The following is a 19,699-nucleotide window of genomic DNA, read 5'->3' on the forward strand; positions in this document are numbered from 1 at the left end:
TGCATTTGGCCGCAGATTGCCTGCGGCCGTTCTTCTTAGTCTTTCAGATAGCGGCAAAGATATGCGCTCGGCTCGCCTACCTGCAGATGAAACTCGCTGTGGCCCGGTACGTTAAACACCGATCCCGCCTCAAACCATTTCCACTCTGTCTCACCCGGCAGCAACACTTTCATTGAGCCGCTTACCACGGTCATCTCTTCCGGTTGGGCGGTGCCAAACGTGTATTCACCTTCTGCCATAACACCGACGCTGGCACGGCCGGTGCTCGCACTGTCAAAACCGATGGATTTAACTTTTCCGTCAAAATACTCACTTACATTGAGCATAAACCTTCCTCACAGCACATTAGGGTGACTGGCAGTGTAGAAGGGAACTTGCTGATCTGTCACGCGAAATAGTGAGTGATTGTGATCGCCGCGCGGCAATGGCTGCCGCGGGAACCAGGGGAAATCAATGGCTTCCTTGCCAGAGCAGAGGCTTACTCTTTTTCTACATCTTCATAGCGATCTTTTGCATCATGCGCTTCCTGCTCTGATTCGTGCTCGCTGATTAACGAATCTGGCTTGGGATGGTCGGCCCGCAGTTGCCATGACGTCACTTTTTTGCCTTCGGGGCCTTTTTCCACAGTGACAACGCGCGCTTCTCGGGGGTAAGGAGGTCTTGTCGGCATAATGTGTCCCTCTTCGCTAAATGACATTCCACACGACAGGCGATTGCCTGCCATGGGATAAGTATAGTCAATACGGCGGAAAGGACGGCGAAAGCGGGATAAATCTGAGGGTTAACTGGCACGCGCCAGAGATAACGACTGCAGGATCTGTTCAACGACGCGTTCAGGTGCCAGCATGGCGTTCACCTCGTGATGCGCGGCAGAACGGTACAGGTGCGCACGGGCGCGCAGCACTTCACCCATTTCTTCCGCGATGGGGCGTCCGGTTAACGTGGGGCGCTGAGCATTTTCCGGCTGGCTTTCCAGACGACGAGCCAGGATATCAGGCGGTGCACTTAACCAGATCACCTGACCGTGCTCACGCATATAACGGCGATTACCTTCCGCCAGCACCATTCCGCCACCGGTGGCGATAATGGTTGACGGGGCGGTTACGGCTTTGAGCGAGTCGGTTTCACGCGCACGAAAGCTCTCCCATCCTTCCGCAGCCACAATTTCCGCTACGGTACGCTGCGTCGTGAATTGCAGGTGATGATCGGTATCGCGAAACGCATAACCCAGCGCATGAGACAGGGCTTCACCGATAGTGGTTTTTCCGCATCCGCGCGCACCGATCAAAAAAATGGACAAGGACATCAGGGCAGTTCCTCCGCCGCGCAGCCCATCACAGCTGCAGGTTAGGCTCAATAATAGGACGCATCATAGCGGGAATTTATTTCGTCCTCTACCCATTGAGCGTATTTTACGCATGATTGCACCCAATCTTGCAAAAAAACAAAGAAATACAGAAGGTTAACGATGCACATTTTGTGCATTAGGTAAAAAAGTTTACGTCAGCAACATTTGCTTACCGCCACGAATTTACATTGCTGCACGTCGCCCCCATATACTGTTAACAGTCGCAACGGGAGAGTCATCATGCAACGCGAAGAACAAGAACTGATTGAAAATCTGTTTAGCCGTTTGAAACAAGCTGAAAGCCAGACTGTGGCACGCGATGCTGCTGCCGAACAACTGATCAAACAACACCTGCAGGCGCAACCAGGCGCGCCCTACTATATGGCTCAGGCCATTTTGATTCAGGAAGCGGCACTTAAAAAACTGAATGAGCGGGTTCAGGAGCTGGAAAATCATCTGGCTCAGCAACAGGCTCAGCAACAGCAGCAGCAGCCAAAAAGCAGTGGCGGGTTTTTATCCAGCCTGTTTGGCGGCGGCAGTCAGCAGGCCCAACCGGCTCAGCCATCGCCCCAGTGGAACAGCGCACCGCAACAGCCGCCGCAGCAGCCCTATGCCACCGCACCTGCGCCCCGTGGCAGCGGATTTCTGGGCGGCGCACTGCAAACCGCCGTGGGCGTAGCAGGCGGTGTGGTCATGGCCGATATGCTGACCAACATGTTCCACCACTCGCAGCCGGAAGAGATCGTTAACATCATTAACGAACCCCAGTCGCTGCCTCAGGTCGATGACAGCCTGAATACCTTTAATGGCGGGAACGATCAGTCGTTTCTCGATCAGGGAACAGGTGCCGACAATCAGTCCTTCCTGGATCAAAGCAACGGCTGGAGTGACACCTATGCCGACAATGGCGATCTGAATGACTTCGGCGGCAATGATTACGATGACGACGACAGTTTTGTTTGATTTAACGTTGTCGCTGTCTGAGCCAGCTGTCTAGTTCATTGGCAAACTGCTGGCGGTCCCGCGGGCTCATGGCGGCGGGACCGCCTGTCTGTACGCCGCTGGCGCGCATCGTGTCCATAAAATCACGCATCGTCAACCGCTCGCGTATGGTGGCAGGTGAATACCGTTCCCCGCGCGGATTCAGCGCCGACGCCCCTTTTTCAATCACCTCTGCGGCCAAGGGAATATCTGCCGTAATCACCAAATCGCCAGCCTGCACACGCTTCACGATTTCATTATCGGCAACATCAAACCCAGCCGGCACCTGTAGCGTGCGCAACCAGGGCGATGGCGGTACGCGTAAAAATTGATTCGCAACAAAGGTGACCATGGTTTGCGTTCTGTCCGCCGCCCGGTACAGCACGTCTTTTATGACGTTTGGGCAGGCGTCCGCATCGACCCAGATAGACATTGGTGTTCCTTATTCTGGAAAATAGCGACGATGTTAACCTGTTTTGCAAAACGGGGTTAAGTAAAATTCCCCGGCTTCCGGCATCCCCAGATCTCGCGTTTAGAACGCACGTCAGCCCCCCGAATATCGTCAACGATGAAGGGAGTGCTCAACGCGCGTTCACCACAAAAACGTGCCGCCATCACTCTCTTTTGCTCTCTGGCACCGGCCGCCGTGCGTTACCGCTAACTTGTTATTAATCCTGTCTGCAGTAAGCTACAGCGTTGATAACGGTGAAAACAGGAAAGGAGACGGTGATGCTGGAAAAGAAAATCGGATTTATTGGCGGTGGCAACATGGCAAAAGCCATCATTGGCGGGCTGATAAACAGCGGGCAAATGACACCGTCAGCTATCTGGATTTACGACCGCAAACCGAGCACCAATCAGCAAATGGCCGAACAGTACGGTATTAACGCCGCGGAGAGTGCGGAAGCGCTGGCCCAGCACGTGGATATTCTGTTTGGTGCGGTCAAACCCAATGTGATCCTCAAAGTGCTGAAAGAACTGGCTAACAGCCTGAAAAAAGAGGCAGTAGTCGTTTCAATTGCCGCGGGCGTGACGCTGGATAACCTGGCTTCCGTGCTGGGGCACGATCGTAAGATCATTCGCGCAATGCCAAACACCCCTTCCCTGGTCGGTGAAGGCATGACCTCCGTTACGCCCAACGTGCTGGTTGAACAGAGCGAGACCGATGAAGTGGTCGCGATATTTGAGAGCTTTGGTCAGGCGGCGGTCGTCGATGAATACCTGATCCACTCGGTGGTTGGCGTCAGTGGTTCAGCTCCGGCTTACGTGTTTATGTTTATTGAAGCCATGGCCGATGCCGCCGTGGCGGGCGGCATGCCGCGCGCGCAGGCTTACCGGTTTGCGGCCCAGGCTGTGAAAGGCTCCGCACAGATGGTGCTGGAAACGGGTAAACATCCCGGTGAGTTGAAAGATATGGTCTGCTCGCCCGGCGGCACCACCATTGAAGCGGTGAAAGTACTGGAAGAAAAAGGCTTCCGTTCAGCCGTGATCGAAGCCATGCAGCAGTGCATGGCCAAGTCGGACAAGCTGAGCCGCAGTTAACCGATATATCTGGCAAACATGCCGTTTGCCAGACGGTTTTGCGGGCCCATTATTGTGCAGAATGGTGGGCCTGATACCATGCCAGTGCCTGTTCCATCGTCATGGGCTCCTGCATCTTTTCGACCAGCGCGGCGGTCAGCGTGTAGAGTCCACACGAGAAAACCGCAGCCAGCCGCCCTTCCTTGCCGTAAAAGGCCATAAACGTTTTCTCTTCCAGCGATCCCACCTGCTGGTAGTCGTCCCAGTCTGTGGCATGACCAATATATTCATAGCGGGTACCATAATGCGCGGTCCAGAAAAACGGCACGCGGTCATAGTGATGAATATTTCCCAGCATATTCATTGCTGCGGTCTGGCCCTGCTGCTCTGCCACGCGAAAATGCTCGATGCGCAGCGGCCCCTGGGCGGAAGGATAGGTTGCAATATCGCCGGCTACCCAGACGTTTTCTGCCACGCGTAGCTGCTCATCAGTTTGCAGGCTGCCATCTTCAACCCGCGGCAGGTCGTGAATAAACGAGGTGGCCGGTTTAACGCCGGTGGCGAACAGCACCACATCGGCAGCGATCTGCTGACCGGTTTTTAACCGCACGCCCGTCACGTGGTTTTCGCCCTGAAGCGACGCAATCTCACCTTCCACAAATGTTACGCCGTTGGCCTGATGCAGTTGATGGAAATAACGGCCGATCGCCTCACCAAACTGCGCCGCAAACGGCAGCGCGTGACGTGCGATGACGGTCACCTCAACGTCACGGTTACGCAGCGACGAGGCCAGCTCCATGCCAATAAAGCTGTTACCGATAATCACAATCTGCTGGCTTCGATCGACGGCCGCTAGCAGGGACGCGGTATGCTGCTTGTTGCGCAGAATATGTACGCCCGCTAAATCAGCGCCGGCAAGCGACGGCTTGACAGGTTCTGCGCCCGTTGCAATTAATAATTTATCGAACTGCAACGTGCTATCGTCGGCAAACACCAGACGGTGCGCCTCATTATCAACTCGCTCAACGCGCTTTTGGATGCGCTCGACGTGATCGAGTATGTCACTGCCAAGCAGCGACGGCACATCATCGATATCCATTTTGCCTGAGGGAACAAATTTCGTCAGCGCCGTGCGGTCGTAAGGGGCTTCAGGCTCACTCTCTACCAGCACCAGGCGGCCCTTAAAGCCGTCGTGGCGTAATCGCCACAGTGCCGCACTCCCGGCCGCGCCCCCGCCCAGTACCACAAAGACCGGGGCGCTGGCACCGCTGCCCACTGGCGAAGCAGGTGACATCGCTTTAGGGTTAACCAGAATCTGGCCATTTTCGATGCGAACGGGATACTGTTTCAGGTCGGCCAGCGCCAGCGGCTCGCACATTTTACCGCTGCTCAGTTCAAACGCCGCTTTATGCCAGGGACAGATGAGCCTGTCGCCGCAGATAGCGCCCTGCTCAAGCGGCGCGCCTGCATGAGGGCATTTTGCCTGGAAAGCCTGGACGCTGTCAGCCTCACGGATGAGTAAAAACTCTGTTTCACCCAGCTTTTTTTTAACCGGCTGACGTTGCGGTAAATCCTTGAGAGCAATAACAAATTGATAGTTCACGACATGGCTCCTTTTCCAACCGTCACGGGTAAAAGCACCGCGCCCGCACGCGCGCGGCGCAATCCCTTATAAACAGTAAGTGTGGCAAAGGATTGGAAAAGCTTGCGCCTCAATGGCGATTTTTTTCGCTAATCATCTGTTTCTTCAGTAATTAAAAGCGTGCTGCAGCGCACTGATGGCAGGCGAAGAGAGGAGGCGGCCACCGAAATGGCCGGCTGAGTCTTAGCTTTTTTTGAGGCATTGACTCATAAAGGTTTTACGTGCGTCACCGGTCAGCTTTTTATCTCCGGCCTGGAGATTACAGGTTTTCATTTTTATTTGTTGCGGTGACATGTCCGCGACTTTGCTGTCTTTCTTCAGGCAATCGCTCATAAATTGCTTACGCACATCGCCTTTTAACGATTGGCTGCTGGCATGTTCATTACACATCGCCATTTTTTGCTGCTGCGGCGTTTTATCTGCTGCGCTGGCGTGGCTGCTCATCATTATTCCTGCCAGGACTATCATCAGGATATTGCCTTTCATTGTTTTCACTCCGTTGTGATAAAGACAGTATTTATTCTGGCATGCCAGAAAAGAATCAGACGACTTTTGCTTTGGAATAATACAGAGATCGCAATTTTATTCTGGTGATCGGCGTGATTTCAGCTGTGGGGCCGGTGAAGTAATCGGGTGACAGCGTTTTTTAATAACGCGGCATTGTGATCGTTGTGATCCACTTCGGCATGAATCATGGCCGTATCAATGCTGTTGACGAGGGACTGATGCTGCTCAGGCGGCATCATGCGCAGCATTGCGGTGATCACAAGTTCCAGCGCTTCGATCTGCACGACCTGCTCTTTAGACGCTTCTTCTTTTTCTGCCAGCGTAATTAATAGCTCAGCAATCAGATTTTTCATGCCGGTGCCTCTTCAGCAGGGTGAAGAAAAAAATATCACCCGCCAGAATAAAAAAAAAGGAATTTTTTATTCTGTTTATCAGTACATTAAAATAACAGCGCGGGGGCGGTGTTATCTTATTCTATTTATTGTGAGCGAAACGTTTTTATTCCACTGACAAGCGAGGCGTAACCATTTTGTCATCATGGTAAGCGTCGATAAATGCCCTGTTTTTGTTGCCAGCACGTTCTGCACTTAACTGGCAAAGCGTATCTGACGCTTCTCTGGCCACGGATTTATCATCATGGTAAGCGTCGATAAATGCCTTGTTTTTGCTGCCAGCACGTTCTGCATTTAACTGGCAAAGCGTATCAGACGCTTCTCTGGCCACGGATTTGTCATCATGGTAAGCGTCGATAAATGCCTTGTTTTTGCTGCCAGCACGTTCTGCATTTAACTGGCAAAGCGTATCAGACGCTTCTCTGGCCACGGAAAGACAGGGCAGGAAATCTTTCAGCGTCACCGCCTTTCGAAAGGTCAGATCCCGCAGTCCCATGCCACGAACCCTGCAGATTTCCTCTTCACACTACGCGTGTGTCGGGCGACGTTTCCCGAGATAAGCACGATTTTTTTGCCTCCGCTCTGGGGTTTATCTGCGGTAATAATAAACTTATTAATCAGTTAACTACGTGCTAAAACCCTGTCGTAACCTGTCGGCATTATTTGAAAATCACTCATCACATTTGAAAAATATTTCAGGTTGTTACTGACAAGACGTAACGGCAGACCTATGTTTAAAAAACCGCCAGATTCGTGCGGGACGTGGGTCGTTCTGATCAACGTAATGCGCCCGATTAAACCCTTGCCGTGCATATCGGGAGCCACTAACTCACCTGACTCTGCCTGCTGCGCATTCGCGTACCGGGCGGGCTGTCTGTTTGCGGAGATGGAGAATGAGAGTGCAATCTAACAGCGCCAGCCGTGCTATCACCGATTATTTCAACAGCCCGGACTGGAATGTCCCGCCAGAGTCGGATTTGCTGGCCGTTATTATGCGGGAACTGATGGAAGCCGGGCAGCCCACGACCAATAAAGCCGTTATCGCACGCGTGATCAATAAGCTGGAATTTGAAGGGGATGAGCAACGCCTGCAACGCTATCGTGCCCTGTTAGCCCGGCTGATGGAGGCGCGGCCCCACGAGTGAGCCGCTGTTAACCTACTTCGCCAGCCGGTACTGGTTGGCCTCGCTTACGCTGGCCCGACCGCTGCTGCGCTGAAACAGGCAAAGCTCTCGTCCCCGGCGGTTTTTCATGTGCTTCTGCGGATAGAGCCCTTCAAGCAGTAACGCGCTGTAGCCTACGCTGTCATCGTACTCGACAACCTGACCCAGTACTTTTGCCTTGCTTAAGGTGCTGGCGTTGATGCACGCCTGCCGCATCACCTGCTGGCTTTTCTGCCATGCCTCCGGGCTTGAAGCCAGAGCAACCGGGCTGACCAGCAGCAAAAATAAGACTGAAATCCTCTGGAAATATTCCATGCGTTGCTCCTTCTTCGGGCTTAACCAGAAAAAAATTCCCGCCTGAGCGGGAATAAACAAGACGAGCATTGCATATTGATGTAACGAGGAAATCCTTACCCTGTTGATTGAACCGATCGATAACGGTTATCGCCTACCCACAGGGTACAGGCGTTATCTTCGCCTGACGCCATGACAACTCTATGACAATGCGCTGTTTATTTGCCACTTAACCGCAATAGACACGGCTGATATTACCGCTTTTGTCGGCCATAAAGTTCAGACGGGTGAAATTAAAGTCCATCGTTACCGCTGAATTCCACGGGATGGCACGCACTTTTTGCGTGAAACGCTGATTATCGATGGCAGACAACGGCTTGCCCACAAAGTGTTGATACTGAGATGCGCCACAGCTGTCCGCCTGCGCATCCAGCGGCACGGCGGCCTTGTCGGATTGTGTGGCCGACTGGCAGCCCGTCAGCAGTAAAAAACCGGCGGCCACCAGCGCTTTTCCATAATGATTCACGTGTTTTCTCCTCATGGACGTGTAAAACCTGACTCCGAAGAGTAACAAGCCTGTCAGCAGGTATGAACCGCTAAAATCAAACTTACCGCACAATACCAGGGATTAAATGCTAGGGAATGCGGTTATTGACAGATGAATCGCACTTGCTGGCTAAAATTACCGCGAGAAGCCTCTGATAGTATTTGCGGAATCACCCATGACACGATGAGTTATTGAGGAAGCGCGAGTGGAACTGATCCTTTTTATTAGCTTTGCCCTCTTGTTGACCCTGATCGCGGTCAGCATCCGCTAGCCAGTCCTCATGCCCTTGTTGCTGCACGTCTTGTTCTCAGGCTGCGGCGCAAGCGTCTCACAGCCTGTTGCAACCCTCTCTGACAGTGGGTTTGCCTCCTGAATCCATGCACATCAAACCGGCATAACGCCCTGACGGCGTTGAACAAAAAATATTGTATCGTACGCTCTCTCGACAGCGATCCGACGCGTTGCTACTATGCGTTTATCATCGCTGGCTGGGTCGCCTATGAACACCAATTCCGACAGAGTGACGCTGACACTGTTTTATGTCGGCAGCTTTGTTGTCTATTACCTCGTTACCATGCTGATTACCCTGTTTCCGAATTACGGTATTCTGCGTAATGACGGTTTGCTGGTGCCTGTACTCTGCCTGTTCGAGTTTGCGGTCATCTATCCGCTGTATCGGTTCTACTGCCAGCGTCGTACGGATATTCCATTGGGCTTTTTACGCTCAGGTCAGACGTTACTTTTTATTGGCGCCCTGTTTATTTTAATGGCGGCGCAAACCCAGTACTTACAGCCTGAAGGCTGGCTGGTCGCGCAAACGCAGCAGGGACGCAGCTCGATGCTTATCCTGTTGCTCACCGCCGTCTTGCTGGCCCCGGTATTTGAAGAAGTGCTGTTTCGCGGCTTTTTGTTGCAGGGCTTTCTGCTCTGGGCACCCAACAGCCGTTTTGCCTGCATGCTACTGACCTCCCTGCTCTTTGCGCTGATGCATACGCAGTATGTTCACTGGGAAACCGTGGTAGCGCTGACGCTCTTCTCTCTGCTGCTTTGCTATGCCCGCCTGCGCAGCAATTCGCTGGCCTTGCCGGTCTTTCTGCATACGCTGAACAACCTGATTGCTATCCTGCCCGCCTGGTATTTCGCCTGACAGGCTTCATTTTTTTATTGCCCCTCCGTCAATAACCTGCGAAAAATCAGCTAGTATCCTTTTTTAACCGCAGGGATGGATGGTCTGTAAGCCAATGATTACCATGCTGGATGTGGCCCGCAAGGCCGGAGTTTCTAAAGCCACCGTCTCGCGCGTGCTGGCGGGAAATCGTTACGTCAGTAAAAGTACGCAGCAAAAGGTCTATCAGGCCATTGCCGAAACCGGTTATCGCCCCAATCTGCTGGCGCGCAGCCTGGCCACACAAAAGTCCCAAAATATTGGCTTAATTGTTACCCACTCGCTTTTTAACGGCCCCTACTTCAGCGAGCTGCTGTTTCAGGCTGCCACCCTGACCAATAACTACGGTCGCCAGTTAATTCTGGCTGATGGCAAAACCTGCGCGGACGACGAGCGCGCCGCAATTGAGTTTCTGCTCGACCTGCGCTGTGACGCGATCATTATCTATCCCCGCTTTCTGGACACCGAGGCACTGGATGCCATTATCGAGCAGCACGATATCCCAATTATGGTGGTGAATCGCCAGCTGCCGCGTCATCCGGCCCACTGTGTCTGGGCTACACATCAGCACAATACCTTTCAGGCGACGCATTATCTGATCGCGCGCGGGCATCACGACATTGCCTTTATTCGTGGTATGACGGGTTCCCCTACCGCTGCCGCTCGCCTGGCAGGTTATGAGCAGGCCCTGGCTGAGCAGGGGCTTGCGGACAGGGCCTGCATCGTGCAGGGCGCGTGGACGCCGGCCAGTGGGATGGCGGCGGCAAAGCAGCTGCTGGACGCGGGCGTGACATTCAGCGCCCTGATGGCGAGTAACGATGACATGGCAATCGGGGCCGCGCTGGCGCTTCATGCCGCGGGAAAACGGCTGCCACAGGATGTTTCTCTGCTGGGATTTGATGATATCCGTATGGCCGAGTTTTTCCTGCCGCCGCTGACCACCGTGCATGTGCCGGTCGCAGAAATGATTCAGCACACGCTGGCGCAGCTGGTCGCCATGCTGGAAGGTCAGGAGGTGGAAGCCTTGCCGCCCTTTAGCGGCCATCTGATTGAGCGCGCCTCGGTCGCGGACGGGCCTCATAAGCGGTAAGTCGCGGCATCCCTGCCGCGCGGTCTTAGTAGTCCACCGACGCGTTCAGCGTTGCGCCGTTACTGCGAATCAGCTTCTGATACCAAAAGAAGCTTTTTTTGCGGTAGCGTGCCAGGTCCTTTAACGCTTTTTCATCGCGGTTCACATAAATAAATCCGTAACGTTTGCTGATGCCCTGATGGGTACTTACCAGATCAATAGCAGACCACGGGCAATAACCGAACAGCTCGACGCCATCGGCAATGGCCAGCTGCAGCTGAGCGATATGCTCACGCAGATAGTCGATACGGTAATCGTCATGCACCTTGTTGTCGGCCGCCAGGGTATCAAACGCCCCTAAGCCATTTTCGGTAACGATGAGCGGCAAGGCATAACGTGCATAAATCTGGCGCGCGGTGATGCGAAAGCCCACCGGATCGATATACCAGCCAAACTGATTTTGCTGCAGATGCGGATTATTACAGCCCACGTAGACGGAGCGGTCGATGCCGGCCATTTGCTGATCGGCATGGGGCCGACTGTCGGGGTCATGATGTTCGCCCTCTGCCCCGACGGTGGCCGAAGCATAATAGTTAAAGGCGATAAAATCGGGCTGACCGGCGGCGATGATGGCCATATCCTCATCCTCGATCGTCGGAAGCCAGCCGCGCTGTTTTAAGAAAGCCCATACCACAGGGTTGTAGCGCCCGTGAACGGCTAAATCCAGATAGAGCCAGTTACGGATTGCAGAGAAATTGTCCGCCGCCAGCACATCCTCTGGCCGCGAGCTTGCCGCATAGACGCAGGAGATATTCGGTGCCGGGCCAATTTTAGCGTCTGGCAAGCGTTCGTGGCAGGCAATCATCGCCTTTGCCTGCGCCAGCATCATGTGGTGATTTTGCTGATACAGGGTTTTCTGTGGATCGGCGGTGCCAGGCGGTAACGTCCCGATCACGTCGCCTTTCAAAATCATCATGTTCTGTTCGTTGATGGTCAGCCAGTATTTGACCTGGCTGCCATACTGCTCAAAACAGGTAATGGCAAAACGTTCAAACGCCGCTACCGTGCGGCGAGAAGACCAGCCTCCGTCCTGCTGCAGGGCCCAGGGCAGATCGAAGTGATAAAGCGTGACCAGCGGTGTAATGCCGTGCCGGCAAATCTCATCAATTAACTGCTGGTAAAAGGCCACGCCCGCCTCGTTTAACGCGCCGTCGCCTTCAGGATAAAGACGGCTCCAGGCGATGGAGAAGCGGTAGGTTTTTAGTCCCATTTCCGCCAGCAGGGCGATATCCTCTTTAAAGCGGTGGTAGTGGTCACTGCAAACGGTAAAATCCGTAATTGCCTGGCTGAACGTGGCTTTGTCGATAACCGACGGCCCTTTACCATCTGCATCCCATCCGCCCTCCACCTGATATGCCGAGGTCGAGGCGCCCCAGAGAAAACCGTCCGGAAATGCGGTCAGTGTCGAATGTTGCATAAAATCTCCTTTTTTAACGTGCGGCAAGCTCCCGACGCAGTTGAATAATTTCTTCTGCCAGCTCGCGGCAAAGCATCGCGTTCATCAGGTGATCCTGGGCGTGAACCATAATCAGGTTGACCGGGATTTTTCCGCTGCCCTCATCAGCACCGATGAGCCGGGTCTGTATCTGATGCGCCGCCTTTGCCGCCGCCGTCGCGGCGGTCAGCATGCTGTCTGCTCGTTCCCAGTTTTGCTGACGAGCTGCACGCAACGCTTCCATTGAGCAGGAGCGCGCTTCGCCCGCCTGAATAATCAGTTCGATTACCGTGCTTTCATCGATTTCCATGCATTACTCCTTTACCGGTTGTGCTGCACTCAGTTCCTGCTGCAGCAGTTGACGCTCGTACATTTTAAAAAACGGGTAGTAAATCAACGTGGCAATCGTCACCAGCACGGCAATCAGCACGATGACGCGCCAGTCCCAGCCGGTTGACCAGGCCGCACCAATTGGGGCTGGCGTGGTCCACGGTGCCAGCGAGATGACGTGGTTAATCAGATTGGTTTTAGTGGCGACCCAGGCAATGACGGCATTGACCAAGGGAGCAAGAACGAAGGGAATAAACAGAATGGGGTTCATCACGACAGGCGAGCCAAAAATAACCGGCTCGTTGATGTTGAACATACTGGGCACGATGCTGAGTTTGCCAATGGAGCGCAGATGGGCAGACTGGCTTCGCAAATAAAGTAATACCAGCCCCATGGTGGAACCGGAACCGCCAATCACGATAAAAAACTGCCAAAAGGGTTCGATAAACACATGGCTGACAGGCTCACCCGCATTCAGTGCCTGCTGGTTCAGGCCGAGATTGGTCAGCCAGAAGGCCTGCAAAATCCCGCCGACAATCACGGCACCGTGAATGCCTGCGAACCACAACAGGTGGCACAGCAGGACGGCGACCAGCACGGCGGGCAGTGAATCCGAGGCGGAGATGATCGGAGAGAAGATCGCCATGATAGCCTGCGGCAGCAGCATGCCAAACTGTGCCTGTACCCACAGGCTAAGCGGAAATAAGGTAATAAAAATGGTAATGATGGGAATGAGCAGGTCAAAGGACTGACGAATTTTCGGCGGCACCTGTTCGGGTAATTTAAAGCCGATGTTGTGTTTCTGCAAAAAGTGCATCAGCTCCGTGGCAAAAAGCGCGACAAGAATGGCGGTAAAAATCCCCTCCCCGCCCAGCGATCCTACCGGCAGCATTTTGCCCGTTTGCGGTGCGGCCACGACCAGAAACGCCATCAGCGACAGGCTGGCCGCCATAAAGCCGTTCATCTTATAGCTGTTTGCCAGGTTGTAGGCGATAGCACTGGCGATATAGAGCGCCATAATGCCCATCGTCATGTTGTACGGCATCATGATTTGTTCTTCATGTGCCTTGACCATGCCGAGCCACCACTGTGCGAAGGCCCAACTGCTGTCTGCCGAAAAAGGAGGATGCGCAAACAGCAGCATGAAGGAACCCACAATCAGAAACGGCATTGAGGCAATAAATCCATCGCGGATGGCGATGACGTGGCGCTGGCTGGAGAGGCGCCCCGCCAGCGGACTGATGCGGTTTTCGATAACGCCGAATAACGATTCGCTTAAGCGGCTCATCCCTTAACTCCTGCTCAGGAAAACGAGAATAACGCTGCACAGGCAAATACAGGCCTGCGATATATTTTTCAGTTTCTTACTCATCAGGAATGAATAAGCTTAAGTGCATCACTTAATATCTTTTCACCCTTCATCATTCCGTAATCCATGCTGTTAATCACTGCGATGGGTTTACTGTGTTGTTGGGCGACAGGCTCAAAATCCGCCAGCTTATATTTAATCTGCGGCCCCAGCAGGCAGCAGTCATAGTCGGCAATAAGATCAGTAAACTCTTCAATTCCCACAGCTTTTATCTCTACCGCTATGCCTTGTTCTTTAGCGGCTTTTTCCATTTTCTGTACCACCATACTGGTGGACATTCCGGCGGCGCAGCACAGCAAAATCTTTGGCATTGTTAATTCCTCCGTGTGATGAATGATTAACGAATACACAGGGTAAAGATTTTCTGCAACCGGTTTCAGATTTGCATGTCAGAAGTGTGAGAAATATCAAAACGTACCGGCATCGCTGTTGAGCAATAAAACCTTCAACAGGCGCGATCATTTTCTGACCCTGAACATCGTCACGGCAGAGATAAAAATCGATGGGGTTGCGGCGTCAGAAATTAACGCGACGGCGTGGCGGCGCGTGCTGTTAACAATAAGATTTCACTGCTGTTCAGGCGCGCAAGCCTTATAATGCGTCAGAGCAATCCGATACCGTCCAGCGTGATGAGTGCCCCGACGGCAATTAGCTATACTGGTTTTATAAAAAAGGAACACTCATCCATTTCGTGATGTGCGAACCGGGAGAAGGAGTCGGTTATGTTGATTGGTTTTGTATTGTTGGTGAGCGCCTGTGGACATGATGCCTGTGAAGCGTTGCCGGTGTCGGAGCGCATCTATCCAACGAAAGCCGCCTGTGAAGTCATGGCAAACCGCATTCATAAAGTCCGCCCAAACGTGGTGCTGCTTTGTGGTGAAGTGCATCGTTCAGATAACTGAACAGGCGCAAGGACACAAAAACAGGCAGACAACATTGCAAGGATGCCGTTTAGCGTTCAAAATATAAGCTGTTTTACACCAACACAGTCGTGAATCCCATGAAAAGTAGTCGTCCCCGCCGTCCAACTGGGCGTTGGGTTTATTACATTTTGTATGAAGGCATTCTGTGGCCCTGTCCGGTACGCTGGGAATGGGAAAGCGCCTATGGCGGCTGGCTTCCGTTCTACTATTCGCCAACATTTGAATTTGTGGCAGGCGATCCCGGTAAGGCTTACCGTATTGCGCGCAGCGACGTGCGGACTAAGCGTGGAGAAGAGATGTATGCCTGACGTGTCAGGTGGCGTTCCAGGGAAACCAGGATGCGGTAAGCAGAAAGCAGAGTAACTCCATCAGCAGTACCACCATTAGCAGCACACCAAGCTTGTGGCGAGAAAGCCACGATTTCATGCGCATATTATCGCTGTCCCCTCATTCGACAACAGTACGTCACGCGTTACTGGCAAGACGAACCGCCTTTTTCTCGTGCTTTGCAGAACCGCCTGCCCCTGCGACGATTGGATGCCGCACACGAAGATGCGCCCGCAGGCGCATCTGGATTCGGTACTATCAACGATGACATCACGACCGATTGCATCACGAAAAGTGACGCAGGATCGTCGTCAGTTGTTCAGGGTGTAGTCGAGCGTGATTTCTGCATTCAGCACCTGAGAAACCGGACAGCCTGCTTTGGCTTTATTGATGATTTCATCAAAGGTGTCGTTATCAATGCCCGGCAGAGAAACGGTGCTGGTTAAGGCGATTTTGGTGATCGCGAAGCCTTCACCTTTTTTATCCAGCGAGACGTCTGCAGTGGTATCGATGCTTTCAGGCTTATGGCCTGCGTTACCCAACATCAGCGACAGCGCCATAGAGAAACAGGCCGCATGTGCCGCACCAATCAGCTCTTCTGGGTTAGTGCCTTTTTGTCCTTCAAAGCGGGTGTTGAAGCCGTAGGGCTGTTGGTTCAGTACGCCGCTCTCGGTGCTGACTGTGCCTTTGCCTTTAATATCGCCTTCCCAATGCGCCGAGCCTTTCTTATGAATGGTCATGTCATTCCTCCTGTTGGTAAAGAAGGTAAGTATAGACAACGCATCTGATTTCGCAGCGGGCGACTATGCCGGACGCAGATTGGCTTCCTGCAGGAGCGCATTTGCCTGCACCAGCGAAGCCTGGGTGATATCGGCAATGCGCTTCGCGCCGGTTAAGGTCATCGCGACTTTCATCTCTTTTTCAATCAGCGTCAATAAATGCTCAACGCCGCGCTGTCCCTGTGTCGCCAGCGCATAGATAAAGGCGCGCCCCAGCAGGACGCTGTCTGCGCCCAACGCAATCATACGCACCACATCCAGTCCATTACGAATACCGCTGTCGGCAAGGATCGTGATATCGCCTTTGACCGCATCCGCAATCGCAGGTAAGGCACGCGCCGAGGACAGCACGCCGTCCAGCTGGCGTCCGCCATGGTTAGAAACCACGATACCGTCAGCGCCAAAGCGCACCGCGTCACGGGCGTCCTCAGGGTCCAGAATGCCTTTGATCACCATCGGGCCATCCCAGAAATCACGAATCCACTCCAGATCCTGCCAGGAAATGGAAGGATCAAAGTTCTTCGCCAGCCAGCCAATATAGTCCTCCAGGCCGGTAGGCTTGCCGAGATAGGTGGAGATATTCCCCAGATCGTGCGGCCTGCCCTGTAATCCTACATCCAGTGCCCACTTTGGATGGGTGATGGCCTGCCAGTATCGCCGCAGTGCGGCATTTTCACCGCTCATGCCCGAATGCGCATCGCGATAACGCGCGCCCGGCGTCGGCATGTCCACGGTAAATACCAGCGTAGAGCAGCCCGCCGCTTTGGCCCGCTCCAGCGCGTTGCGCATGAAGCCTCTGTCCCGCAGCACATAGAGCTGGAACCACATAGGGCGATTGATCTGCGGGGCAACCTCTTCAATAGGGCACACAGAGACGGTGGACAGCGTGAAAGGAATGCCTTTGCCTGCGGCGGCGCGGGCAGCCTGCACTTCGCCCCGACGAGCATACATGCCGCACAGCCCGACCGGTGCCAGCGCCACGGGCATTGACAGCGTTTCATTAAACAGGGTGGTTTCGAGACTGAGTTCGGACATGTTGCGCAGGATGCGCTGGCGCAGCGCCACCTCCGAGAGATCGGCGACGTTGCGCTGTAATGTGTGCTCCGCATAAGCCCCGCCATCCAGATAGTGAAACAGGAAAGGCGGCAAAATACGTTGTGCAGCGGCGCGGTAGTCACTGGCGGCAGAAATGATCATCAGCGTGTCTCCTTGTGGTTGTCCAGGTGATGGCCTGGTAAACGCGTAATACGCGCCTGTCTGGCTTCATCTTCATCAAGCGTTTTCATCGTGGTATGAACAAAACCAAGATGATCCATCGCCGCTAAGCGGGCGGCCTCGGCATCACCCAGTAAAATGGCGTCAAGCATTGCCCTGTGCTGAACGGTGAGGCGGTCGAAAATCGCCGGGCTGGTGTACATCAACCTGCGGCTGTGCAACATCGAGGACTGCAGCAAATCAAAAAATCCGCGCATGGTTTGTAGCAGCACCACGTTATGCGAGGCTTCCGCGATAGCGAGGTGAAAGCGCAGATCGGCCTGACCGGCCAGATGGGGATCGTCGCTCTCCTTTAACGCCAGCGTGGCGTCAAAAGCGTACTGCAGTCGTTCCTTATCTGACTCTGTTGCCCGAAGTGCCGCATGCCATGCGGTGCTGGCTTCAATCGCGTGGCGCGCTTCCAGAATGTCATAGCGGTAATCCGGATCGTTGGCCAACAGCTGACGAATCGGCTCAACAATGCGCTGTTCAGACCAGGGCTCCTGGGGCTGACGCAGCCAGGTGCCGTCGCCGCGTCGGCTCGTCAATATTCCGCTGCTGATAAGCTGCTGAATAGCTTCGCGCAGCGACGAGCGCGAGACGCCAAGCGCCGCAGCCAACTGGCGCTCGGCAGGCAAACGCATGCCGGGCTCAAGCTGATGGTCGTGAATATACTGTTGGAGGCGAACCCGCAGCGGATCGGCGGACGGCAGTAAGTTTGGTGTCATGGGATCATCCAGGGAAAAACGTAAGCCTGAAGCGTGGTAATGATGCCCACCAGGCAGGTAAATATCAGGCTGTGCTTGACGGTAAAACGGAACAGATCCGACTCCCTGCCTACCAGCCCGACGGCGGCACAGGCAATGGCTATCGACTGCGGCGAGATCATCTTACCGGTCACGCCCCCGGTGGTATTTGCCGCCACCAGCAGGATATCGGAAACGCCGATCTGCTGCGCGGTCGTCGCCTGCAAGGCGGCAAACAGGGCATTCGATGACGTATCCGAGCCGGTCAGAAACACGCCGAGCCAGCCCAGGAAAGGCGAGAAGAAGGTAAACGCATGGCCGGTGTGGGCCAATGCCAGCGCCAGTGTGGCAGAGAGGCCGGAGTAGTTAGAGATAAAAGCAAACGCCAACACCATCCCGATGGAGTAGATGGGCAACATGAGCTCTTTCAGGGTTTCAGCAAAGGTCACTACCGCAGCCCGGGGCTTCATCTTCAGGAAAATGATAGCCACGAGGGCGGCAACCAGAATAGCCGTACCGGTTGCCGAGAGCAGGTCGAGTTTAAAAATGGCCGGCCAGCTACTGGGCTGCGCGACCACCGGCGGCATTCTGGTTACCCAGCCATCAAGGCCGGGCACAGGGAGGCTGAGCACCGATTCCGCTAAGGCCCCGCCTTTTGCGAACAGCGCTTTAAAAGGTGGAATGCTCCATAACGTGACGGTTGCCGTCAGAAACAGGAACGGCATCCAGGCGCGCACCACCTGACCTGTCGTGTATTTTTGCCGGTTCACAGGCTGGCCCGCGTGCGGGCTTTCTGTTTCGCTGAAGCGAAAGATGCGCACTGGCTGCCAGATGCGCAAAAACAGCGTCAGCGAAATGAGTGAGGCGAGCGAGGAGATAATATCGGGCAGCTCCGGCCCCAGAAAGTTGGAGCTGAGGAACTGGGCTATCGCGAACGATCCCCCCGCCACAATCACGGCGGGCCAGGTTTCTTTGACACCGCGCCAGCCATCCATAATCGCCATGATCCAGAACAGCACGACGATCGTCAGTAGCGGAAGCTGACGGCCTGCCATCTGACCGATGGCAAAGCTGTCCAGCCCGGTCACCTGGCCCGCCACAATTATCGGGATCCCCATCGCGCCAAACGCCACGGGCGCAGTATTGACGATCAGGCACAAGCCTGCGGCATAGAGCGGATTAAAACCGAGCCCCACCAGCAGCGCGGCCGTGATGGCGACCGGCGCGCCGAAACCTGCCGCACCTTCTAAAAAGGCGCCAAAAGAGAACCCCACAATCAACATCTGTAAGCGCTGATCGGGCGTGATCGATAAGATGGAAGCGCGGATGATGTCGAACTGACCTGTCTTAACCGAGATCTTATAAACAAAAACCGCCGCCACGATGATCCAGGCGATGGGCCACAGGCCATACATAAAACCGTAAACCGCTGACGCCAGCGCCTGCTGTAGCGGCATCCGATACAGCAACAGCGCGACCAGCAGCGCAAGGACGACCGTGAGCGTGGCGGCCTGATAGCCTTTCATCTTTAACCTGATTAACGCAAAGAAGAAAAACAGAACAGGAAGCAAAGCAATCAGGCTGGAGAGCCAGATATTGTTGAGCGGATCGTAATTTTGCTGCCAGATCTGCATGCCATGATCTCCATAAGAGGATGAAAGCGATGCGCGATCGGCAAACCAGGTGGCGCATCTGTCACTTCAGCCGCGCCGATTGGTCCTACCAATCTGGTAATCAGCGCTTGCTTGCTACAGATACTTAACCCACTGTTAACTCTAGGCAACAGTTACTGCACTATTTTTAACGTTATGTGAGCCGCTGAAAACGTTTTGCTGGTTTGGTAGGAC

The 19,699-nt window shown here is 54.1% G+C and carries 25 protein-coding genes; 7 read left to right on the forward strand and 18 right to left on the reverse strand.

Features of this window, described 5'->3' with window-relative positions; translation table 11 throughout:
• Positions 1 to 35 precede the first annotated feature (35 nt).
• The 3 genes from ppnP to aroL all read right to left on the reverse strand — a co-directional run bounded on the left by ppnP (position 36) and on the right by aroL (position 1,306).
• A complete protein-coding gene (ppnP, locus tag PAGR_RS16700; RefSeq protein WP_013024838.1) occupies positions 36 to 326 on the reverse strand; it encodes a pyrimidine/purine nucleoside phosphorylase in 291 nt (96 codons plus the stop codon).
• Between the two features lie 152 nt (positions 327 to 478).
• Complete coding sequence (locus PAGR_RS16705) at positions 479 to 670, reverse strand: YaiA family protein (RefSeq protein ID WP_014606461.1); 192 nt, start codon at positions 668 to 670, stop codon at positions 479 to 481.
• A 111-nt stretch (positions 671 to 781) separates the two neighbouring features.
• The gene (gene aroL, locus PAGR_RS16710) at positions 782 to 1,306 is read right to left on the reverse strand and encodes a shikimate kinase AroL (protein ID WP_014593048.1); all 525 of its coding nucleotides are present in this window, start codon (positions 1,304 to 1,306) and stop codon (positions 782 to 784) included.
• Between the two features lie 282 nt (positions 1,307 to 1,588).
• Between aroL and PAGR_RS16715 the strand changes: the two genes are divergently transcribed.
• Positions 1,589 to 2,311: a DUF2076 domain-containing protein gene (locus PAGR_RS16715; RefSeq protein WP_014606462.1), complete on the forward strand. Its 723-nt coding sequence runs from the start codon at positions 1,589 to 1,591 to the stop codon at positions 2,309 to 2,311.
• 1 nt (position 2,312) lies between these two features.
• On the opposite strand, the gene PAGR_RS16720 is transcribed toward PAGR_RS16715, so the two are convergent.
• Positions 2,313 to 2,762, reverse strand: a complete 450-nt coding sequence (locus tag PAGR_RS16720) for a YaiI/YqxD family protein (RefSeq protein WP_014593046.1) — start codon at positions 2,760 to 2,762, stop codon at positions 2,313 to 2,315.
• Between the two features lie 296 nt (positions 2,763 to 3,058).
• On the opposite strand from PAGR_RS16720, the gene proC reads away from it, so the two are divergent.
• Positions 3,059 to 3,871, forward strand: a complete 813-nt coding sequence (gene proC / locus PAGR_RS16725) for a pyrroline-5-carboxylate reductase (protein ID WP_014593045.1) — start codon at positions 3,059 to 3,061, stop codon at positions 3,869 to 3,871.
• A gap of 49 nt (positions 3,872 to 3,920) precedes the next feature.
• Here proC and PAGR_RS16730 read toward each other — a convergent pair whose 3' ends face one another.
• The 4 genes from PAGR_RS16730 to PAGR_RS16745 form a co-directional block, all read right to left on the reverse strand.
• Positions 3,921 to 5,453, reverse strand: a complete 1,533-nt coding sequence (locus PAGR_RS16730) for an FAD-dependent oxidoreductase (RefSeq protein WP_014606463.1) — start codon at positions 5,451 to 5,453, stop codon at positions 3,921 to 3,923.
• 222 nt (positions 5,454 to 5,675) lie between these two features.
• Positions 5,676 to 5,978, reverse strand: coding sequence for a PsiF family protein (locus PAGR_RS16735; RefSeq protein ID WP_014606464.1), 303 nt, complete (start codon positions 5,976 to 5,978; stop codon positions 5,676 to 5,678).
• 119 nt (positions 5,979 to 6,097) lie between these two features.
• Positions 6,098 to 6,352, reverse strand: a complete 255-nt coding sequence (iraP, locus tag PAGR_RS16740; RefSeq protein ID WP_013024830.1) for an anti-adapter protein IraP — start codon at positions 6,350 to 6,352, stop codon at positions 6,098 to 6,100.
• A 145-nt stretch (positions 6,353 to 6,497) separates the two neighbouring features.
• Positions 6,498 to 6,887 (reverse strand): hypothetical protein, encoded by a 390-nt coding sequence (locus PAGR_RS16745; protein WP_014606465.1) that lies wholly within the window; start codon positions 6,885 to 6,887, stop codon positions 6,498 to 6,500.
• A 397-nt stretch (positions 6,888 to 7,284) separates the two neighbouring features.
• Here PAGR_RS16745 and PAGR_RS16750 point away from each other — a divergent pair, with 397 nt between their 5' ends.
• Positions 7,285 to 7,536, forward strand: coding sequence for a biofilm development regulator YmgB/AriR family protein (locus PAGR_RS16750; protein WP_014606466.1), 252 nt, complete (start codon positions 7,285 to 7,287; stop codon positions 7,534 to 7,536).
• Positions 7,537 to 7,548: 12 nt separating this feature from the next.
• On the opposite strand, the gene PAGR_RS16755 is transcribed toward PAGR_RS16750, so the two are convergent.
• Both PAGR_RS16755 and PAGR_RS16760 read right to left on the reverse strand, forming a co-directional pair.
• Complete coding sequence (locus PAGR_RS16755) at positions 7,549 to 7,869, reverse strand: hypothetical protein (RefSeq protein ID WP_014606467.1); 321 nt, start codon at positions 7,867 to 7,869, stop codon at positions 7,549 to 7,551.
• Positions 7,870 to 8,077: 208 nt separating this feature from the next.
• Positions 8,078 to 8,374 (reverse strand): I78 family peptidase inhibitor, encoded by a 297-nt coding sequence (locus tag PAGR_RS16760; RefSeq protein WP_014606468.1) that lies wholly within the window; start codon positions 8,372 to 8,374, stop codon positions 8,078 to 8,080.
• Positions 8,375 to 8,894: 520 nt separating this feature from the next.
• Here PAGR_RS16760 and PAGR_RS16765 point away from each other — a divergent pair.
• Positions 8,895 to 9,542, forward strand: a complete 648-nt coding sequence (locus PAGR_RS16765; protein WP_014606469.1) for a CPBP family intramembrane glutamic endopeptidase — start codon at positions 8,895 to 8,897, stop codon at positions 9,540 to 9,542.
• Positions 9,543 to 9,636: 94 nt separating this feature from the next.
• Positions 9,637 to 10,650: a LacI family DNA-binding transcriptional regulator gene (locus tag PAGR_RS16770; protein ID WP_044042446.1), complete on the forward strand. Its 1,014-nt coding sequence runs from the start codon at positions 9,637 to 9,639 to the stop codon at positions 10,648 to 10,650.
• 25 nt (positions 10,651 to 10,675) lie between these two features.
• Here PAGR_RS16770 and PAGR_RS16775 read toward each other — a convergent pair whose 3' ends face one another.
• From PAGR_RS16775 to PAGR_RS16790, 4 genes are all read right to left on the reverse strand, one after another.
• On the reverse strand, positions 10,676 to 12,106 hold the full coding sequence (locus tag PAGR_RS16775; protein WP_014606471.1) for a glycoside hydrolase family 1 protein: 1,431 nt from the start codon (positions 12,104 to 12,106) through the stop codon (positions 10,676 to 10,678).
• 13 nt (positions 12,107 to 12,119) lie between these two features.
• Positions 12,120 to 12,434: a PTS lactose/cellobiose transporter subunit IIA gene (locus PAGR_RS16780; protein WP_013024822.1), complete on the reverse strand. Its 315-nt coding sequence runs from the start codon at positions 12,432 to 12,434 to the stop codon at positions 12,120 to 12,122.
• Positions 12,435 to 12,437: 3 nt separating this feature from the next.
• Positions 12,438 to 13,742, reverse strand: coding sequence for a PTS cellobiose transporter subunit IIC (locus tag PAGR_RS16785; RefSeq protein WP_014606472.1), 1,305 nt, complete (start codon positions 13,740 to 13,742; stop codon positions 12,438 to 12,440).
• 83 nt (positions 13,743 to 13,825) lie between these two features.
• The gene (locus tag PAGR_RS16790; protein WP_014606473.1) at positions 13,826 to 14,134 is read right to left on the reverse strand and encodes a PTS sugar transporter subunit IIB; all 309 of its coding nucleotides are present in this window, start codon (positions 14,132 to 14,134) and stop codon (positions 13,826 to 13,828) included.
• A 411-nt stretch (positions 14,135 to 14,545) separates the two neighbouring features.
• Between PAGR_RS16790 and PAGR_RS16795 the strand changes: the two genes are divergently transcribed.
• Together PAGR_RS16795 and PAGR_RS16800 are read left to right on the forward strand one after the other, a co-directional pair.
• Entirely contained in the window at positions 14,546 to 14,725 is a 180-nt protein-coding gene (locus PAGR_RS16795; RefSeq protein ID WP_013024819.1) for a hypothetical protein, read from the forward strand.
• 98 nt (positions 14,726 to 14,823) lie between these two features.
• Entirely contained in the window at positions 14,824 to 15,054 is a 231-nt protein-coding gene (locus PAGR_RS16800; protein ID WP_014606474.1) for a hypothetical protein, read from the forward strand.
• Between the two features lie 330 nt (positions 15,055 to 15,384).
• On the opposite strand, the gene PAGR_RS16805 is transcribed toward PAGR_RS16800, so the two are convergent.
• The 4 genes from PAGR_RS16805 to lldP form a co-directional block, all read right to left on the reverse strand.
• Positions 15,385 to 15,813: an OsmC family protein gene (locus PAGR_RS16805; RefSeq protein WP_014606475.1), complete on the reverse strand. Its 429-nt coding sequence runs from the start codon at positions 15,811 to 15,813 to the stop codon at positions 15,385 to 15,387.
• A 63-nt stretch (positions 15,814 to 15,876) separates the two neighbouring features.
• On the reverse strand, positions 15,877 to 17,049 hold the full coding sequence (gene lldD / locus PAGR_RS16810) for an FMN-dependent L-lactate dehydrogenase LldD (protein ID WP_013024816.1): 1,173 nt from the start codon (positions 17,047 to 17,049) through the stop codon (positions 15,877 to 15,879).
• Positions 17,049 to 17,834 carry a transcriptional regulator LldR gene (gene lldR / locus PAGR_RS16815; RefSeq protein WP_014606476.1) on the reverse strand — a complete coding sequence of 262 codons (786 nt, stop codon included), beginning with the start codon at positions 17,832 to 17,834 and terminating at the stop codon, positions 17,049 to 17,051. The genes lldD and lldR overlap by 1 nt, the downstream gene beginning before the upstream one ends.
• The gene (gene lldP, locus PAGR_RS16820) at positions 17,831 to 19,486 is read right to left on the reverse strand and encodes an L-lactate permease (protein WP_014606477.1); all 1,656 of its coding nucleotides are present in this window, start codon (positions 19,484 to 19,486) and stop codon (positions 17,831 to 17,833) included. The genes lldR and lldP overlap by 4 nt, the downstream gene beginning before the upstream one ends.
• Between the last annotated feature and the right edge of the window lie 213 nt (positions 19,487 to 19,699).

Source organism: Pantoea ananatis PA13 (genome assembly GCF_000233595.1).
Lineage (GTDB): Bacteria > Pseudomonadota > Gammaproteobacteria > Enterobacterales > Enterobacteriaceae > Pantoea > Pantoea ananatis.

Excerpts from the sequence above, each read along its gene's own strand:
- ppnP (WP_013024838.1), bottom strand. The coding sequence starts at position 326 with ATGCTCAATGTAAGTGAGTATTTTGACGGAAAAGTTAAATCCATCGGT.
- PAGR_RS16705 (WP_014606461.1), bottom strand. The coding sequence starts at position 670 with ATGCCGACAAGACCTCCTTACCCCCGAGAAGCGCGCGTTGTCACTGTG.
- aroL (WP_014593048.1), bottom strand. The coding sequence starts at position 1,306 with ATGTCCTTGTCCATTTTTTTGATCGGTGCGCGCGGATGCGGAAAAACC.
- PAGR_RS16715 (WP_014606462.1), top strand. The coding sequence starts at position 1,589 with ATGCAACGCGAAGAACAAGAACTGATTGAAAATCTGTTTAGCCGTTTG.
- PAGR_RS16720 (WP_014593046.1), bottom strand. The coding sequence starts at position 2,762 with ATGTCTATCTGGGTCGATGCGGACGCCTGCCCAAACGTCATAAAAGAC.
- proC (WP_014593045.1), top strand. The coding sequence starts at position 3,059 with ATGCTGGAAAAGAAAATCGGATTTATTGGCGGTGGCAACATGGCAAAA.
- PAGR_RS16735 (WP_014606464.1), bottom strand. The coding sequence starts at position 5,978 with ATGAAAGGCAATATCCTGATGATAGTCCTGGCAGGAATAATGATGAGC.
- iraP (WP_013024830.1), bottom strand. The coding sequence starts at position 6,352 with ATGAAAAATCTGATTGCTGAGCTATTAATTACGCTGGCAGAAAAAGAA.
- PAGR_RS16745 (WP_014606465.1), bottom strand. The coding sequence starts at position 6,887 with ATGGGACTGCGGGATCTGACCTTTCGAAAGGCGGTGACGCTGAAAGAT.
- PAGR_RS16750 (WP_014606466.1), top strand. The coding sequence starts at position 7,285 with ATGAGAGTGCAATCTAACAGCGCCAGCCGTGCTATCACCGATTATTTC.
- PAGR_RS16755 (WP_014606467.1), bottom strand. The coding sequence starts at position 7,869 with ATGGAATATTTCCAGAGGATTTCAGTCTTATTTTTGCTGCTGGTCAGC.
- PAGR_RS16765 (WP_014606469.1), top strand. The coding sequence starts at position 8,895 with ATGAACACCAATTCCGACAGAGTGACGCTGACACTGTTTTATGTCGGC.
- PAGR_RS16770 (WP_044042446.1), top strand. The coding sequence starts at position 9,637 with ATGATTACCATGCTGGATGTGGCCCGCAAGGCCGGAGTTTCTAAAGCC.
- PAGR_RS16775 (WP_014606471.1), bottom strand. The coding sequence starts at position 12,106 with ATGCAACATTCGACACTGACCGCATTTCCGGACGGTTTTCTCTGGGGC.
- PAGR_RS16780 (WP_013024822.1), bottom strand. The coding sequence starts at position 12,434 with ATGGAAATCGATGAAAGCACGGTAATCGAACTGATTATTCAGGCGGGC.
- PAGR_RS16785 (WP_014606472.1), bottom strand. The coding sequence starts at position 13,742 with ATGAGCCGCTTAAGCGAATCGTTATTCGGCGTTATCGAAAACCGCATC.
- PAGR_RS16790 (WP_014606473.1), bottom strand. The coding sequence starts at position 14,134 with ATGCCAAAGATTTTGCTGTGCTGCGCCGCCGGAATGTCCACCAGTATG.
- PAGR_RS16795 (WP_013024819.1), top strand. The coding sequence starts at position 14,546 with ATGTTGATTGGTTTTGTATTGTTGGTGAGCGCCTGTGGACATGATGCC.
- PAGR_RS16800 (WP_014606474.1), top strand. The coding sequence starts at position 14,824 with ATGAAAAGTAGTCGTCCCCGCCGTCCAACTGGGCGTTGGGTTTATTAC.
- PAGR_RS16805 (WP_014606475.1), bottom strand. The coding sequence starts at position 15,813 with ATGACCATTCATAAGAAAGGCTCGGCGCATTGGGAAGGCGATATTAAA.
- lldD (WP_013024816.1), bottom strand. The coding sequence starts at position 17,049 with ATGATCATTTCTGCCGCCAGTGACTACCGCGCCGCTGCACAACGTATT.
- lldR (WP_014606476.1), bottom strand. The coding sequence starts at position 17,834 with ATGACACCAAACTTACTGCCGTCCGCCGATCCGCTGCGGGTTCGCCTC.
- lldP (WP_014606477.1), bottom strand. The coding sequence starts at position 19,486 with ATGCAGATCTGGCAGCAAAATTACGATCCGCTCAACAATATCTGGCTC.